The organism is Actinoplanes auranticolor (assembly GCF_018332655.1).
Classification (GTDB): domain Bacteria; phylum Actinomycetota; class Actinomycetes; order Mycobacteriales; family Micromonosporaceae; genus Actinoplanes; species Actinoplanes auranticolor.
On record NZ_BOQL01000014.1, the window covers coordinates 122,245 to 138,510 of the forward strand.

The 16,266-nt window shown below is 72.5% G+C and carries 16 protein-coding genes; 6 read left to right on the top strand and 10 right to left on the bottom strand.

Features of this window, described 5'->3' with window-relative positions; translation table 11 throughout:
* Positions 1-77: 77 nt before the first annotated feature.
* Positions 78-755 carry a TetR/AcrR family transcriptional regulator gene (locus tag Aau02nite_RS06470; protein ID WP_212987379.1) on the top strand — a complete coding sequence of 226 codons (678 nt, stop codon included), beginning with the start codon at positions 78-80 and terminating at the stop codon, positions 753-755.
* On the opposite strand, the gene Aau02nite_RS06475 is transcribed toward Aau02nite_RS06470, so the two are convergent.
* The gene (locus Aau02nite_RS06475) at positions 752-1,555 is read right to left on the bottom strand and encodes a class I SAM-dependent methyltransferase (protein WP_212987380.1); all 804 of its coding nucleotides are present in this window, start codon (positions 1,553-1,555) and stop codon (positions 752-754) included. The two genes, Aau02nite_RS06470 and Aau02nite_RS06475, sit on opposite strands and share 4 nt — an antisense overlap.
* Entirely contained in the window at positions 1,555-1,857 is a 303-nt protein-coding gene (locus Aau02nite_RS06480) for an MGMT family protein (protein WP_212987381.1), read from the bottom strand. Before Aau02nite_RS06480 ends, Aau02nite_RS06475 begins: the two co-directional genes overlap by 1 nt.
* 60 nt (positions 1,858-1,917) lie before the next feature.
* Here Aau02nite_RS06480 and proB point away from each other — a divergent pair, with 60 nt between their 5' ends.
* Together proB and Aau02nite_RS06490 are read left to right on the top strand one after the other, a co-directional pair.
* Entirely contained in the window at positions 1,918-3,030 is a 1,113-nt protein-coding gene (gene proB, locus Aau02nite_RS06485) for a glutamate 5-kinase (protein WP_438841104.1), read from the top strand.
* An 89-nt stretch (positions 3,031-3,119) separates the two neighbouring features.
* The gene (locus Aau02nite_RS06490; RefSeq protein WP_212987383.1) at positions 3,120-4,358 is read left to right on the top strand and encodes a glutamate-5-semialdehyde dehydrogenase; all 1,239 of its coding nucleotides are present in this window, start codon (positions 3,120-3,122) and stop codon (positions 4,356-4,358) included.
* 12 nt (positions 4,359-4,370) lie between these two features.
* Here Aau02nite_RS06490 and Aau02nite_RS06495 read toward each other — a convergent pair whose 3' ends face one another.
* The 6 genes from Aau02nite_RS06495 to Aau02nite_RS46245 form a co-directional block, all read right to left on the bottom strand.
* Positions 4,371-5,198, bottom strand: a complete 828-nt coding sequence (locus Aau02nite_RS06495; protein ID WP_212987384.1) for a prenyltransferase/squalene oxidase repeat-containing protein — start codon at positions 5,196-5,198, stop codon at positions 4,371-4,373.
* Between the two features lie 215 nt (positions 5,199-5,413).
* Positions 5,414-6,661, bottom strand: coding sequence for an adenylyltransferase/sulfurtransferase MoeZ (gene moeZ, locus Aau02nite_RS06500; RefSeq protein ID WP_246594944.1), 1,248 nt, complete (start codon positions 6,659-6,661; stop codon positions 5,414-5,416).
* A gap of 44 nt (positions 6,662-6,705) precedes the next feature.
* The gene (locus Aau02nite_RS06505; RefSeq protein ID WP_212987385.1) at positions 6,706-7,530 is read right to left on the bottom strand and encodes a DUF3152 domain-containing protein; all 825 of its coding nucleotides are present in this window, start codon (positions 7,528-7,530) and stop codon (positions 6,706-6,708) included.
* 56 nt (positions 7,531-7,586) lie between these two features.
* On the bottom strand, positions 7,587-8,438 hold the full coding sequence (locus Aau02nite_RS06510; RefSeq protein ID WP_212987386.1) for a DUF3152 domain-containing protein: 852 nt from the start codon (positions 8,436-8,438) through the stop codon (positions 7,587-7,589).
* Between the two features lie 64 nt (positions 8,439-8,502).
* Complete coding sequence (locus tag Aau02nite_RS06515) at positions 8,503-9,495, bottom strand: alpha/beta fold hydrolase (RefSeq protein ID WP_212987387.1); 993 nt, start codon at positions 9,493-9,495, stop codon at positions 8,503-8,505.
* Positions 9,495-11,969, bottom strand: coding sequence for a hypothetical protein (locus tag Aau02nite_RS46245; RefSeq protein ID WP_246594945.1), 2,475 nt, complete (start codon positions 11,967-11,969; stop codon positions 9,495-9,497). Before Aau02nite_RS46245 ends, Aau02nite_RS06515 begins: the two co-directional genes overlap by 1 nt.
* A gap of 151 nt (positions 11,970-12,120) precedes the next feature.
* On the opposite strand from Aau02nite_RS46245, the gene Aau02nite_RS06525 reads away from it, so the two are divergent.
* The 3 genes from Aau02nite_RS06525 to Aau02nite_RS06535 all read left to right on the top strand — a co-directional run bounded on the left by Aau02nite_RS06525 (position 12,121) and on the right by Aau02nite_RS06535 (position 15,184).
* Positions 12,121-12,783, top strand: a complete 663-nt coding sequence (locus tag Aau02nite_RS06525; protein WP_212987388.1) for a TetR/AcrR family transcriptional regulator — start codon at positions 12,121-12,123, stop codon at positions 12,781-12,783.
* A 36-nt stretch (positions 12,784-12,819) separates the two neighbouring features.
* Entirely contained in the window at positions 12,820-13,044 is a 225-nt protein-coding gene (locus Aau02nite_RS06530) for a DUF3107 domain-containing protein (RefSeq protein ID WP_023358056.1), read from the top strand.
* A 262-nt stretch (positions 13,045-13,306) separates the two neighbouring features.
* Positions 13,307-15,184, top strand: coding sequence for a DEAD/DEAH box helicase (locus tag Aau02nite_RS06535; protein ID WP_212987389.1), 1,878 nt, complete (start codon positions 13,307-13,309; stop codon positions 15,182-15,184).
* A 67-nt stretch (positions 15,185-15,251) separates the two neighbouring features.
* On the opposite strand, the gene Aau02nite_RS06540 is transcribed toward Aau02nite_RS06535, so the two are convergent.
* Positions 15,252-15,545, bottom strand: coding sequence for a DUF2470 domain-containing protein (locus Aau02nite_RS06540; RefSeq protein ID WP_212987390.1), 294 nt, complete (start codon positions 15,543-15,545; stop codon positions 15,252-15,254).
* On the bottom strand, positions 15,542-16,186 hold the full coding sequence (locus Aau02nite_RS06545; RefSeq protein ID WP_212987391.1) for a biliverdin-producing heme oxygenase: 645 nt from the start codon (positions 16,184-16,186) through the stop codon (positions 15,542-15,544). Before Aau02nite_RS06545 ends, Aau02nite_RS06540 begins: the two co-directional genes overlap by 4 nt.
* Positions 16,187-16,266 lie beyond the last annotated feature (80 nt).

Here is a 16,266-nt window from a genome sequence, read left to right on the forward strand (position 1 = left end):
CTCCGTTGAGAACAACAATCTCACCCCTTCGCCCCCTTGGCAAGAGCAGTGCTCTCTTTTGTGGCAGACTTGCCGGCATGACCGCCGCATCGATCCGGGCCCGCGTACGCGCCGAGATGACCGACGAGATCAAAGCCGTGGCCCGGCGCCACCTCGCCACCGACGGCGCGAACCTGTCGCTGCGCGCGGTCGCCCGCGACCTCGGCATGGCCTCGTCCGCCGTCTACCGGTACTTCGCCAGCCGGGACGAGCTGCTCACCGCCATGATCATCGACGCGTACGACGCCCTGGGCAGCACCGCCGAGGCCGCGGTGGGCGGCACCGGATTCACCGACCGGTTCCTGAGCGTGTGCCACTCGGTCCGTGACTGGGCGCTGGCCCATCCGCACGAGTGGGCGCTCATCTACGGCAGCCCGGTCCCGGGCTACCAGGCGCCCCGGGACACGGTCGGCCCGGCCGTCCGGGTGATCCTGGTGATCGGCCGGATCGTCGGCGAGGCGTCAGCCGCGGGCGAGGCCGCCGCCGGCGAGCCGATCGGTGGCAAGCTCGGTGACGACCTGGCGTTCGTGGCCGAGCAGACCGCACCGGGCACGCCACCCCAGCTGATCGCCCGGGCCATGGGAGCCTGGATCCACCTCTGCGGCGCGGTCAGCGCGGAGCTCTTCGGCCAGCTCAACAACACGATCGAGGCCCGCCGCGAGTTCTTCGAACTACAGATGCGCGGCGCCGCGGCCATGATCAGCCGCCCGCTCTAACGCCGCCGGGCGTGGATCACGTGCCCGCCCGGGGTGTCCGGGGGCACGTCGGGACGGCCGAACCAGCGGGCCGCCAGCTGGGCCGGCCCCAGGTCCTCCAGCTCGTCGAAGCCCCGTCCGCGCAGCTCGGCGGCCAGCTCGTCCGGCAGGAAGTACGTCCGCCAGGGCTCACCGATGCTCGCCACCCGGGCCGCGCGCGCCTCCAGGGCAGCCCGCCGCTCGGGTGACATCGACGACGGCGGCATCGCGTAGTCGAAGACGACCTGCGCTCCCGGCGTGGCCGCGATCAGCGAGAGCGTCTCGTCGAAGCCGGCCCGGCTCAGGTACGGCACCACGCCCAGCCACAGGAAGAACGCCGCCTCCTCGGGCACGAGCCGGTCGGCGAGCGACTGCCGTTCGAAGTCCACCGGCAGGTACGTCAGCGACTCCGGCACCGCGATGCCCGCCGCGGCCAGCCGTTCCCGCTTGAACGCCTGGGTGTCCGGGTGGTCGACCTCGACGACCCGCAGCTCCGGCCACGGATTGCGGTACGCGAACGTGTCCAGCCCTGCGCCCAGCACGACGACCTGACGGGTGCCGTGGCGCACCGCCGCAGCCAGGGCATCCTCGGCGAACCGGGTGCGGGCGGCGATGAACAGGCGCATGGCCCGGCGGCCCGGTGCCTCCTCGGCGTCCGGCGGCACCCCGAGGATGCGTACGGCCAGCGGGTCGGTGAAGATCGCGCCGCCCTCGATGAGCTGGTGGGCCGCCCGGTAACGGGCCGCGCTGAACGCGGTGCGGCTGGGCTGTCCGGTCTCCATCAGGGCGTCCAGCTCGCCCTGGCCATGTCCACGTACTCCCCCTTGATCGGCACGCCCTCGCTGAGCAGCCGTTGCCGTGCCTCCTGCTCGTGCCCGGGCGGCGTCCGGCCGGCGCTGGTGACGACCCGGTGCCAGGGGACGCCGCCGCCGTGCCGGGCCATGATCGTGCCGACCTGCCGCGCCGAGTTGCGGCCGGAGAGGTCCGCGAGCGCGTCGGCGACTGCCCCGTAAGACATGACGCGGCCCTCCGGGATGCTCTCCACGAGCCGGAGGACCTCTTCGACGTACTCCTGCGGTGTCACCGACGCCACGATATGGGATCTCCGCTCGGCCCCGCACGGCCCGGCGCGCAGAATGGGCGGGTGCGGGAACAGGTGACGGGTGCGCGACGGATCGTGGTGAAGGTGGGCTCGTCCTCCCTGACCACCGCGGCCGGTGGGATAGACGAGCGGCGGGTGGACGCCCTCGTCGACGCCATCGGCGGACTCGCCGCGCAGGGCCGGGAAATGGTGCTGGTCTCCAGCGGCGCCATCGCCGCCGGCCTGGCCCCGCTGAAACTCCCCCGGCGTCCGCGCGACCTGGCCACCCAGCAGGCCGCGGCCTCCGTGGGCCAGGGCCTGCTGATCGGGCGGTACGCGGCCGGTTTCGCCCGGCACGGGGTGACCGTGGGGCAGATCCTGCTCACCGTGGACGACGTCACCCGGCGCGCGCACTACCGCAACGCGTACCGGACGCTGCGCAAGCTGCTCGACCTCGGGGCCCTGCCGATCGTCAACGAGAACGACACGGTGGCCACCGAGGAGATCCGGTTCGGCGACAACGACCGGCTCGCCGCCCTGGTGGCCGCCCTGGTCCAGGCCGACCTGCTGGTCCTGCTCTCCGACGTGGACGCGCTCTACACCGGCGACCCGTCGTCGCCGGCCGCGCGCCGCATCACGGTGGTCCGCGACGAGGCCGACCTCGCGGACGTCTCGGTCGGCACGGCCGGCAAGTCCGGCGTGGGGACCGGCGGCATGGTCACCAAGGTCGAGGCGGTCCGGATCGCGACCGGCTTCGGCATCCCGGTGGTGCTGACCGCGGCCCCGCTGGCCGCCGCCGCCCTGGCCGGTGACGACGTCGGCACCCTGTTCCACGCGGTCGAGCACCGCCCGGCGGCCCGGCTCTTCTGGCTGGCCCACGCGACCTCGCCGCGCGGACGCCTGCACCTGGATCCGGGTGCGGTCGCGGCGGTCGTCGCCCGGCGCAAGTCGCTGCTGCCGGCCGGGATCACCGCGGTGGACGGCTCCTTCGTCTCCGGCGACCCGGTGGATCTGGTCGACGCGGGCTCGGGCACATCGGTGGCCCGCGGTCTGGTGAACTACGACGCGGTCGAACTGCCGGCACTGCTGGGCCGCTCGACGCCGGAGCTGGCGGCGGCGCTCGGTCCCGGCTACGAGCGCGAGGTCGTCCACCGCGACGACCTGGTGCTGCTGTGAGCCGCGCGCAGGGGACATGACTTAGCGGGCCCGACGGTGCAGGATTGAGCCGTCGCCGTCCGTCACGGCGCAACGAACGAGGAGTCTTCATGACTGTGCTTCAGCAGGCCGCCGAGGCCCGGGTCGCCGGCATCGACCTGGCCGCCGCCACCCGCGCCGAGAAGGACGCCGCGCTGCTGCTGATGGCGGACCGGCTGGTCGAGCGCACCGACGACATCGTCGCCGCCAACGCCGTGGACGTCGAGAACGGCCGTACCGGTGGGCTGTCCGAGGCCATGATCGACCGGCTGACGCTGACCGCCGGGCGGGTCGCCGCGATGGCCGACGGCCTGCGGCAGCTGGCCGCCCTGCCCGACCCGGTCGGCGACGTGGTGCGCGGCGCGACCCTGGCCAACGGCCTCGAGCTGCGTCAGGTCCGGGTGCCGTTCGGCGTGGTCGGCATCATCTACGAGGGCCGGCCCAACGTGACGGCGGACGCGGCGGGCATCTGCCTGAAGTCGGGCAACGCGGTGCTGCTGCGCGGTTCCGGCTCGGCCCAGAGCTCGAACGCGGCGATCGTCTCGGTGCTGCGCAAGGCCGTCGCCGACTCGCACCTGCCGGCCAACACCATCCAGCTGCTCGACGCCACGACCCGCGACTCGGTCAAGGAGCTGATGCGGGCCCGCGGCCTGGTCGACGTGCTGATCCCGCGCGGCGGCGCCTCGCTGATCAAGACGGTGGTCGAGGAGTCGACGGTGCCGGTGATCGAGACCGGCGTGGGCAACTGCCACGTGTACGTCGACGAGGGCGCCGACCTGGAGAAGGCCCTCGGCGTGGTGCTCAACTCCAAGACCCAGCGACTGTCCACCTGCAACACGGCGGAGTCGCTGCTGGTGCATTCGGCGCTGGCCGAGTCGTTCCTGCCGCTGGTGATCGAGGAGCTGGTGTCGGCCGGCGTGACCGTGCACGGCGACCCCCGGGTGGCGGGCTTCGAGGGCGTGGTGCCGGCGACTGACGAGGACTGGGGCAAGGAGTACCTGTCGGCGGACATCGCCGTCGCGGTGGTCGACTCCCTGGACGACGCGCTCGACCACATCCGCCGCTACGGCACCGGGCACACCGAGGCGATCGTGACGGAGAGCCTGGTCGCGGCCCGGCGCTTCGCGGCCCGGGTGGACGCGGCCGCCGTGATGATCAACGCCTCGACCCGCTTCACCGACGGCGGCGAGTTCGGCTTCGGCGCGGAGATCGGCATCAGCACCCAGAAGCTGCACGCCCGGGGCCCGATGGGCCTGCCGGAGCTCACCTCGACCAAGTACATCGTCACGGGCAACGGCCACACCCGCTGACGCCGGGCCGGCTCAGTGCCGGGCGGTGGTCCACGTCCGGCACGCGCGGATGGCGGTCAGCGTCGTGTTGACGTCGAACAGCGGCCCCTCGTCGCTGTCCCAGCCGCCGTCCGTGCGCTGGGTCTCGCTCAGGCGCTTCCGGGCGCTCTGCAGCAGCCAGTCGTCACCGAGATTGACCCGGCGCAGGGCGGCCGCCATGTTGGCCGCGTCCGCCGGGGACATGTCGGGCAGCCGGTCGCCCAGCACCAGCTGCACCCGCGCCGACTCGTAGAAGAACTGCTGCTCGTGCAGGAGTCCGGCGGCGTGCCAGCCGGTCGCCAGGAACGACGGCCAGGTGCCGTCCGGGCGCAGCCGGTCGACCACGAACCGGGCGGCGGCCTGCAGGGTCGCGGCATAGCGGGCCGGCGCCTCGTGGTGCGGGTGCGCCTCGACCTCCGCGACGGTGAGCCAGAAGCCGGCCACCGCCGTCAGGTAGAGGGTCGCCTCCGGGTCACCGGGCATCGCCCAGGCCGGCGCCTCGGCGGCCAGTGACTCGTCCTCCTGCCAGGTGCCGTCCTGGCGCTGCACCGAGACCAGCCAGGCCAGCGCGCGCTCGACCGCGGGGCCGTGCAGCCCGCCGAGGTCGTCGAGCTCGGCCAGGCGGAAGCAGGTGGCGTCGACCGAGGGCACGGAACCGTCCCCGGCCGCGGGCCAGCCGCCCGCCGGGGTCTGCTCGATCTCGATCCGTTCCAGCGCCGAGGCCGGCGGCGACGTGCCCGTACGCAGGTAGGACAACCGGGCCCGTTCCACCGGGTCGCCGTGCGCTACGACGTATCCGATCGCCGCATCGATGTCGACCACGACCGTGACGCTACCGCCCGGTCCACCGTTCCGCTGCGGTGTCTCGGTAACTGTCTAATAGGTCCGCTCCGTCCGCCTTGGTCACGCACGATCAACGCAGCGTAATCACCAGGAGGAGCTACGCGGGAGGCGGACTGGCGTCGGTAACGCGGCGTATACAGAGCGACGGCCGCCGACCCTGAGTGGGATCGACGGCCGTCACGCTGACGGATGACTCAGTACGAGGGGAGCGACGGGTCCACCGTGTTGACCCAGGACACGACGCCGCCCTGGACGTGCACGGCGTCCTTGAAGCCGGCCGCCTTGAGCGCGGCGAGCGCCTCGGCCGAGCGGACACCCGACTTGCAGTGCAGCACGATCTGCCGGTCCTGCGGGAAGCGCGCCAGCGCCTCACCGGACAGGATGTCGCCCTTGGGGATCAGGGTCGCCCCCGGGATGCTGACGATCTCGTACTCGGCGGGCTCGCGGACGTCGACCAGGAACATGTCCTTGCCGGAGTCCTGCCATTCCTTGAGCTCGCGCGCCGTGATCGTCGCGTTCAGGGTGGCCTCCTGCGCTTCCTCGGAGACGGCGCCGCAGAAGTCGTCGTAGTCCTCGAGCAGATCGGTGACCGTCGGGTTCTCCCCGCAGAGCGCGCAGTTCGGGTCCTTGCGCACCTTGATCTTGCGGTATTCCATCTCCAGGGCGTCGTAGACCATCAGCCTGCCGACCAGCGGCTCGCCGATGCCGGTGATCAGCTTGATCGCCTCGTTGACCTGGATGGAACCGATCGACGCGCACAGCACGCCCAGGACGCCGCCCTCGGCACAGGACGGGACCATGCCGGGCGGGGGCGGCTCCGGGTAGAGGCAGCGGTAGCAGGGACCGTGCTCCTCCCAGAACACCGACGCCTGGCCGTCGAAGCGGTAGATCGAGCCCCAGACGTACGGCTTGCCGAGCAGGACCGCCGCGTCGTTGACCATGTAGCGGGTCGCGAAGTTGTCGGTGCCGTCGACGATCAGGTCGTACTGGCTGAAGATCTCCTTGACGTTGTCGCGGTCCAGCGCGGTGTTGTGAATGATCACGTTCACCAGCGGGTTGATCTCCCGGATGCTGTCCGCGGCGGACTCGGCCTTGGGCCGGCCCACGTCGGATACGCCGTGGATGACCTGGCGCTGGAGATTGGACTCGTCGACGGTGTCGAAATCGATGATGCCCAGCGTGCCCACCCCGGCGGCGGCCAGGTAGAGCAGGGCGGGAGAGCCGAGACCACCCGCGCCGACGGCCAGAACCTTGGCGTTCTTCAGCCGCTTCTGCCCGTCCATCCCGACGTCGGGGATGATCAGGTGACGCGAGTAGCGGCGGATCTCGTCGATGCTCAGCTCGGCGGCCGGCTCGACGAGCGGGGGCAGTGACACGGTGAACTCCCCGGGATCGACGGTTTGTGGACCCCATTGTTGCTCGTCGGTCGCCGGATTGGACATGACGTGGAACACCGGCCCGACATGCGGGACGGGGGAATGCGGGATCAGTCGACGGGGTTACCGGCGTACCGCTCGCCGTCCACGTACGGCCAGGGGTTGGCGACGCAGCCCTGCAGCCCGTAGGTCTGCTGCATCATGACCGGCGCGAGCTTCCCCTCGCCGGGACAGACCTCATGGCCGTGGCCGAGCTGGTGGCCGACCTCATGGTTGATCGCGTACGCCCGGTAGGCCGCCAGCGGTGCACCGTAACCAGGCACCGCGGCCTGCCAGCGGTCGTTGTTGATGACCACCCGGCCGGCCAGCCGGCACGAGGTGAAGCCCTCGGTGCGCAGGCCGCCGTCGGCGCAGATCTTCTCGGAGGTGGCGGCCGAGGCCAGGTAGACGGTGAACTCGGCAGCAGCCGGGGCCGGCACCCGCTGCAACCGGAACTGCCGCCCGGCGATCCAGCTCCGCGGATCACCCAATATCCGATCGATCTCCTCGGCGAAATTCCCGCCGTCGCCGGACGCGAGCCGCTGCTCCACCGCGACCTTGAACCGCCGCAACGTCCCGGAGCTGCCGAGCACGGGCCCGTAGCCACCGGCGAAGACGAACCGGCCGGTCGCGGTGGACTTGGTCAGCGCCTTGTCAGCGGCGCCGGGCGGCACGGCGGCCCGCGCGGGAGTGGTCACCGCGGCAGCTGCCGGTTCCGGCTGGGTGGGCGGCCGCGAGGGAGCCGGTACGGCGTCGGCATCGGCGGTCTCGTCACGCATGGCCTGGCCTAACACGAGGACGATGACGGTGAGGAGCAGGAAGAACAGGACCACGGCACGGCGGCGGCGCGCCAGCATCCTGGCGGCCGGGGTGGAGTAGCGAGGCGCTGTGGGCATGACAAGTGCCACGTTGCCAGAGGCAGTGGCCGGTTACCGGCGTTTGGCGCGACTCTTCAGAGGGACGGGCCGGCGAAGCGTTTGCCGTTGCGGCGTGGCCAGGCGTACGGCACGCAGCCCCGTACCGTCAGGCTCTGCTGCACCATGACCGGCGCCGGCCCGCCGCGCCTCGGGCAGCCCTCGTGGCTGTGGCCCAGCTCGTGCCCGGTCTCGTGGTTGATCACGTACTGCCGGTAGACCGTGATCGGCACCTTCGCGTCGCGGTACGGCTTGGCCGACAGCCGCCAGCGGTCCAGATTGATGATCACGCGCCCGGTGGACCGGCACGAGGTGTACGGCCGCCCGTTCACCGTGATGTTGACCCCGCCGACCCGGCACATCCGGCCGGCGGTGTCCCGGGTCGCGAGGTAGACCGTGAAAGTCGCCTTCTCGCTCCCGGAGACGCGTTGCAGCCGCAGCCGGCCGTCCCCGATCCAGCTGCGCCTGTCGCCCAGCGTCGCCTCCACCTGCGCCGCGAAGGCCGCCACGTCCTCGGTGCTGCCCTTCTCGACCGCCACCCGGAAGCGTCGCAGCTCACCCTTGGCGCCCAGCACCCTGCCCCGCCCGGCCGCGTACGTGAACTTGCCCGTGCCTCTGGTGGGCACCGCGCCGGCCAGGGCCAGCAGGTCCTGCGGCACTGTCACCGAGGTGGCCGCGGCCGAAGGCGCCGACGACGAGACGACAGCCGAGGGCGCGGCCGCGGACGGAGAGGCCGCGGACGAGGACGCAGCGGACGGAACCGGCGGATCGGACGGCCGCACCAGCCAGGCCGCGCCGAGCAGACCCAGGATCACCAGGACCACCAGCCACCAGCGGCGCCGGTGTGCGCCCCGTCCGGCGGCCACTACGGGGAGGCGTGGCTCGATCATCGTCAGCTAGCGTGCCACACCCCACCGGCGCTGTCCGCCCGGCCGTTGCTCGACGCGACCTTGCTCACGCCGGGGGCGACACCCGGCGTCCGCCGCCCCGGCCGACCGGGGATCCGACGTCCGCGAGCATGCCCACCACAGCCCGTGCGACCAGGCGCGGAACCTCCATCTGGGCGACGTGGCCGACACCCGGCAGCATGAGCAGCCGGCTGTCCGGGATCGCCTTCGCCACCTGCGCCGGCACCCGCGGGTCGACCAGCTCGTCCTTCAGGCCGCCGATCACCAGGGTGGGCGCGGTGATCCGCGCGGCCAGCCGCCACTGCGAATTCACCCCCGGCAGGTACGCCCGCAGGAAGCTCGACACCAGCCCGCGCAAAGTCCCGAGGTACGCCTTCGAGTAGTGCTCGACCGTGTACCGCAGCTTGATCTCCTCGATGGCCTCGGCGCGGCGCTGCGGGCTGACCTTCGTGGTGTCACCGAAACAGGCGAGCAGCACCTGCTGAGCCATCTGCTCGGGCGTCAGCCGGGCCATCCCCCAGGCGAGGAGCCGGTCGGCCCGCGGCAGCGCCAGCAGCGGCAGCACCGGGCCCTGGGCGGTGCGCCGGGGGTCGAGGAACGGCATGGCCGGCGAGATCAGCGTCAGGGTCCGGATCAGGTCGGGACGCAGGGCCGCCACGCGGACGCAGATGGAACCGCCGAGCGAGTTGCCGACCAGGTGGACCGGGCCGCGATCGGCGTATTCCAGGTAGCCGATCAGCTTGTCGGCGAACGCCGCGATCGAGTAGCGCGGGCTGGGATCGCTGTAGCCGAAACCGGGCAGGTCCACGGCCTGGCCGTCGAGCCGGTCCGCGAGCAGGGCGGCGAAATCGGTCCAGTTCTGCGAGGAGCCGCCCAGGCCGTGCACGTAGACCGCGGGCTCGGCCTCGGGCGTGGTGCCGGGGGTGTCGCGGACGTGCAGCATCGCCCCGTCGATCATGACCCGGCGGGCCGGCCACGGTGGCGGCACGGCACCGTCCGGGGGCAGGGCATCGTCGCCGGCGAGGATCGCACCCTTCATCAGGACAACAGTGCCTCAAGACGACGGTTGACCGCATTGAGTGTGGCGCGCACCATGGCGTGCCGGTCGTCACCGGTGATCACCGCGGAGCCGGAGAGCTGTTCCACCCAGCCGCCGACCGAGAGCAGCATGACCACCACGGCAACCTGCATCGAGCCGAACGGCACGGCCGCGGCGTGCTCGACGAAACACTTCGCCGGCCCGTCCGCGTGGTCGGAGGTGGTGAGCAGCTCGTCGACGGCCCGGGCGGTGGCCATCGCGCACAGCCGCAGCAGGTAGCCGTCGACAGCGGGCCCGGTGGCCTCGCCGGCGGCGATCTGGCCGTTGACGGTGAGCCGCACCTCGACGGTGGCCTCGGTGCCGAAGGTGTTGACCCGGACGTTCTCGATCATCACCCGCGGGCCGGGCCGCTCCCCGATGTCGAGCGGGCGCGGCGGGGCGGGCTCGACGCTGGTCGGCGCCTCACTCGGGACCGGTCGCTCGTTCGACGCCGGCCTCTCGTCCGAGATCTGCCGGTTTCCCGCGCCCTGCCGCGCGGCCGGCCGATCGCCCAGGCCCTGGCGCTCGCCCAGACCCTGCCTGTCGCTCACGCCCTGGCGGTCACTCAGGCCCTGGCGCTCGCCCTGGCGCTCACTCAGACGGGAACGCTCGGTCGGGGACCGGCGCTCCTCAGCGGTCTGCCGGTCGCTGCGGTATGGCCGCTGACCAGCCGTGCTGCGCTCGCCGGGGCGCGTCAGTTCGTCAGACGCCTGCCGTTCGCCCGGACGCGTCAGCTCATCGGAAGCCTGCCGCTCCCCGGGATACGTCAACTCATCAGCAGGCCGCCGCTCGCTGGGGCGCGTCAGCTCATCAGAGGGCCGCCGCTCATCCGGACGCGTCAGCTCATCAAAGGGCCGCCGCTCGTCGGGGTCCGGCCGGGAGGCGGGACGCGTGAGCTCGTCCGGCGCCTGCCGGGAGGCGGACGTGTAGCTGCCGGGGGCCGGGACCGGCCGGCCGGTCGGGTTGGGCTGGCTCGGCACGAACGGCGTGATCGGCGGCGCGGACGCCTGGGCCGACGGCGGCGCGGAAGCAGGCGCCACCGGGGGCGCCGACGCCGGAGCGGACCCCGAATAGGCCGGCGGGGCCGACCGCGGAGCCGGTGCGGCCGGCCGGGCAGCCGACGGGGCCTCCGCCGGGCCGGAGAGCGGCGAGGCGCCCTTCATCGCGGCGTCCAGGCCCATCCTGTCCTGCAGCAGCCGTGCGACCTGGCGGCTCACCTCGGCCGGGTCGGCGCCCTCGGACAGGTCCAGCCGCAGGCTGTGCGCGCCGGCCGGGGTGGAACGCAGCGACGCGTCGCGTACCCCGTCGACCTCGCGGACCGCCGCCAGGATGGCGTTCACGTCGAAGCCCTCCTGCCGCTCCTGCGCCGACAGCACGTCACCGCGGCGCAGGTGCGTCGCGGTGCGGGCCAGCGCGGGGGTCTCGGCGGGTGGCTCCACGGACGGCGGCTCCGGGACGGTGGGCACGTCCGGCTGGGCCGGGACGCGCTGCGGCAACGCGGGGAAGGACTGCTCCCCCGTGCTGCCCGGACCGGGTTCGCCGGGAAACGCCGGAGGCTGGGCGTAGCCCGCGGGGGTGTCGGTGGGCTCGTACGGCAGCCGGCGGGGAAAGCTGGAGGGATCGTACGACGGCCGAACCGTGCCTTGATCACCGGAACGCGACTCGTCGGTAGCCATCGGCTGGGCCACTCTGGGCAGGCCTTCCAGGGGTGTCGGCGGGTCCAGCGCGTGCCGGGCGGACTCGCTCGTCGCCCAGTCGGCCCGCCGGCCGCCGGGAGCCGCCGGGCGTACCGCCGGGAAGGGCCGCTCGGCCGGCACGGCCGCACGCTGCTGGCCCGCCTGCGGACGTGGCGGCTCCTGGCGCGCGTCGTCCAGATCGCCCTCGTACGGGTACGGCGGCGCGCTGGCCGGCAGGTTCCCGTTCACGGCACGCAACTCGGTGGTCTCCCCCTCGTCGGGCCGCAGCAGCTCGGGCGCGAGCGGATCGGGCCGGGGCAGCCCGGCCCGCGGCGACTCGTTCTGCCGGGGGTCGTCGTCCCGGGGCTCGCCGCCGTTGGGTGACAGGTGGGCGAGCAGGTCCTCGTAGCGGGAGCGGCTGTCCGACCAGCGGGGAGCGGCGGCATTCTCCAGCGGGGACGGCCGGCCCTGGGGCTCCGGCGCCGGGGAGAAGGACGGCGGAGGCGGCGGCATCGTGAACGGCCGGATCTCTCCCGAGGGAGGCTCGGCCGGAGGGGGCCGTTCCTGAGTGAACGGGCGGATCTCGGTGGCGGGCCGGCGCCAGGCCGGCACCTCGGTCTCCGGATCCAGCGCCGATCCCGCGTTGGACCACGGACTCTCGCGTGCCGCCCAGCCGTTCAACAGGGTGCGGTCGCGCGACTCAGCACCGGTGCCGCCGTCCGCTGCACCGGCGTCCCCGGAATGCCCTGTTTCGTCCACCGTGCGCTCCTCGCTTGCCCCCGCTGAGGCTACCGTGTGCTTGCAGTGGCGATAAGTTGCAGCGTCGCGACAATTGCCCGCCCGGCAAGCGACAGACGGCGAACCGGGCAATCCGCGCCCTACCGCGGGGGAACACATCTCGGAGGTACACATGACCGCTGCGTCCGGCGGGGCACAGACGGCGGGGCGCCCCACGCGTCTGCCGCGCTCCGCGCGCCGTAAGCAGCTGCTTGCCGCCGCGCAGCAGATCTTCGTGGCACAGGGCTATCACGCCGCCGCCATGGACGAGATCGCCGAGCAGGCCGGCGTTTCCAAGCCTGTGCTCTACCAGCACTTTCCCGGCAAACTCGAGCTCTACCTGGCCCTGCTGGACACGCACTGCGACGCGATAATCGCCAAGGTGCGTGGTGCGATGCTGGCGACTCCGGACAACAAGGAGCGGGTCAAGGGCGCCGTTCGGGCGTATTTCGACTTCATGGACCACGAGAGCGAGGCGTTCCGCCTGGTCTTCGAGTCCGACCTGCGCAACGACCCCCAGGTCCGCGAGCGGGTCGAACGCGTCGAGCAGGGCTGCATCGCCGCGGTCACGGACACGGTCGTCTCCGACACGGGCCAGAACCAGGCGAACGCCGAGCTGCTCGCCTCCGGACTGGTCGGCGCGGCCGGCCAGGCGGCCCAGTACTGGCTGGCGAGCGGCCGGCAGACCCCTAAACCCGAGGCGGAAGCCCTGGTCGCGGCGCTGATCTGGCGGGGTATCGCCAGCTTCCCGCTGCAGGGTGAGTCAACGCCCGGTACGTCCGGGGAAATCGGCTAGCCTTCATGTCGGAAGACATCTGAGGAGGAGGACCCCGTGGAGGTCAAGATCGGCGTGCAGTACGCCCAGCGCGAGCTGGTGCTGGAGAGCGCGCAGACTCAGGCCGAGGTCGAGCAGGCCGTGACCGAGGCGATGGCCAAGGACGGCGTTCTGACCCTGACCGACGAGAAGGGCCGCAAGGTGATCGTCCCGATCGCCAAAGTGGCCTACGTGGAGATCGCCGAGAAGTCCGAGCGGCCGTTCGGCTTCACCACGCGATAACCGGCACGGCACGACAGCACCGCAGGGAGTCCCAGCTGGGGCTCCCTGCGGTTTCTATACAGCACCGTCACCTTCGCGCTGAGGTGCGGAATCTCTCTGTCGGGTAGACTTGCCGTTGTCGCCGTCGACGTCGGCTCGATATTTCGAGTCGCCGCGGCGACGCGCGTGCGGCCCGCGAGCACCTCGCGTGTGGCCCGCGCCCTACCCAGACCGCGCCCCAGGACTTCGACGGGCGCACCACGAGAGGCACCCGCAGAACTCCATGACCGACATCGAGAACACCGAGACAGAACCAGCCCTGGTCCCCGTCCTCACCCGCGCGCCCGTCCGCCCGGACAGCCCCACCTTCGCTGAGCTGGGCGTCCGCGCGGAGACCGTGGAGGCGCTCGCAGCGGCCGGCATCACCCGCGCGTTCGCCATCCAGGAGTACGCGCTCCCCATCGCCCTGCGCGGCACCGACCTCATCGGCCAGGCCCCCACCGGCACCGGCAAGACCCTCGGGTTCGGCCTGCCCCTGCTGGAGCGGGTGCTCGCCCCGAGCGAGGGCGCCGACGGCCAGCCCCAGGCGCTCGTCGTCGTCCCGACCCGCGAGCTGGGCCTGCAGGTCGCCCGCGACATCGCCGCCGCGGGCAGCACCCGCGGCGTGCGCGTGCTGCCGATCTACGGCGGCGTGGCGTACGAGCCGCAGGTCGACACCCTGAAGAAGGGCGTCGAGATCCTGGTCGGCACCCCCGGCCGCCTGCTCGACCTGGCCAAGCAGAAGCAGCTGAAGCTGGGCTCGATCAAGGCGCTGGTGCTCGACGAGGCCGACCGCATGCTCGACCTGGGCTTCCTCGAGGACGTCGAGAAGATCCTGGCCATGCTCCCGAGCGAGCGCCAGACCATGCTCTTCTCGGCGACCATGCCGGACCCGATCGTCGCGCTGTCGCGCCGCTTCCTGCACCACCCGGTGACCATCCACGCGGGCCACACCGCCGACAGCGGTATGTCCCCGCTGACCAAGCAGGTCGTCTACCGCAGCCACCCGCTGAACAAGCTGGAGATGGTGGCCCGCATCCTGCAGGCCCGCGAGCGTGGCTTGACCATGATCTTCACCCGCACCAAGCGCGCCGCCGACCGGGTGGCCGAGGACCTCGACTTCCGCGGCTTCGCGGTCGCCGCCGTCCACGGTGACCTGGGCCAGGGCGCCCGCGAGCGGGCCCTGCGCGCGTTCCGCACCGGGAAGATCGACGTGCTGGTGGCCACCGACGTCGCGGCCCGCGGTTTGGACGTCTCCGGCGTCACCCACGTCATCAACTACGACTGCCCGGAAGACCCGGACACCTACACCCACCGCATCGGCCGCACCGGCCGCGCGGGCGCGACGGGCGTCGCGGTGACCTTCGTGGACTGGGAGGACATGCCGCGCTGGGTCCTCATCGACAAGTCGATGGGGCTCAACATGCCGCAGCCCCCGGAGACGTACCACACGTCCCCGGCGCTCTTCTCCGACCTGGACATCCCGGAAGGCATCTCGGGCACGCTGCCGACCGCCGGGCGCACCCGGGTGGGCCTGTCGGCCGAGGTCGAGGAAGACCTGGGCGGCACCCGCCGCCGGGGCAGCCGCGACGGTGGCCGTGACTCGAGCCGCAGCGGTGGTGGCCGCGGCGGCCGTGACGGCCGCGGCAGCGACCGGCCGGCCCGCGGGCCCCGTCGCGAGGACGCGGCCCCCACGGCCCCGGCTCCCGCGGCGGAGGACGCCGAGGACCGGCCGCGTCGCCAGCGTCGCCGCCGCCGGGCGGGCGACCCCCTGACGACAACCGACGAGGGTACGGCCACAGCGCCGTCCTCGACCCCGCTGTTCTCGGACGGCTCCGAGGCGGCCCCGGAGTTGACTCCGGCCGCCGAGGGCGACTCCGACGCGCAGTCCGACGACGGTGACAACGACGCCGCAGGTCGTCCTCGCCGCCGCCGGCGTCGCGGCGGCCGGGGCACCCGCAGTGCCAGCGGCGCCGAGACGACCTCGGAGGACGGCGAGGCAGCTCCGGCCACCGAGTCGGCCGCATCGGAATCGGCTCCGGCCGCTGCCGGGACGGAATCGGCTCCGGCCGAGATGACCGGCGGCTCTGACGCCGGGGTCGGCACCGGCGCTCAGGACTGACCCACCGCGACAACCCGGAATGGGTGCCCCGCCGACTGGCAGGGCACCCATTCTGCTGCGGGCCGGGTCAGTGGGTCGGGGTGACGCCCAGCGCCGCGCAGGCCTGCTGGTACATCCGGACCGCTTCGCCGCGGACCTGGCGGCGTTCGGTCAGCCGTTCGCTGAACGGGATCCGGACCGGCACCGCGATGCCGTCCACCGTGGCCTCGAAGTCCATCCCGTCCGGGTCCAGCCCGGACATCCGGGCCGCGCTGGCCGTGCCGATGCCGCCGAGCCCGCGCACGATCAGCACGTTGTCGTCGGCGTGGTCGTCGTTCATGTGGCGGGCGATCTGTGCCACCACTTCCGGGGTGAAGGTCATACCCAGCGCTCCTTCAGCTCGCGCAGCACAGCGATGTTGAGCCGGTACGCCTCCCCCACCTCGGCGAGGAAATTCTGCTCGTCCGCCGGGGAGAAGGCGAGCCCGTCGAGCAATTCCCGGTAGCGGGTGCGGAAAGCCGGTGGCGACACGCCCTCGAAGACGAAGAACCGGTGCCCCGCGCCGTCCAGGCCGTACGCCTTGGCGATCGCCGGGCCCAGGTACTGACCGCCGGACAGGTCACCCAGGTAGCGGGTGTAGTGATGGGCGATGAAGGCCCACGGGTGGTCGAACGCCACCGCGCGCAGCCGGGCACGGTACTCACCGGTGGCGGGCAGGGCGCTGAGCTGGGGCTCCGGGCCGAGCAGGGTGGCCAGGTCGTGGCTCAGCGCGGGCAGCCGGGTCAGCTCGGGAAAGACGAAGTCGCCGGCGACCGGGTCGGCGGCCATCGCCTCGGCGGCCTGTTCCAGCGTCTCGTAGATGAACCAGTGCTGCGCCGCCAGGTCGGCGTAGGCCTGCCGGGGCAGCGTGCCGGCGGCGAGCGCGTCGAGGAACCCGCTGCCCTGGGCCGCGTCGTGGTCCTGCCGCGTGCCGCTGCGGAGCCGGACGGACAGCCTTTCGGTGGGAGGGTCGGCCAGGGTCATCGCAGCACCTCCATGATTGGTTAGGTGAGCCTAACAAACAGATAGGCTCCGAAGATCAGCAAAATCGGCGGGGCAGAATG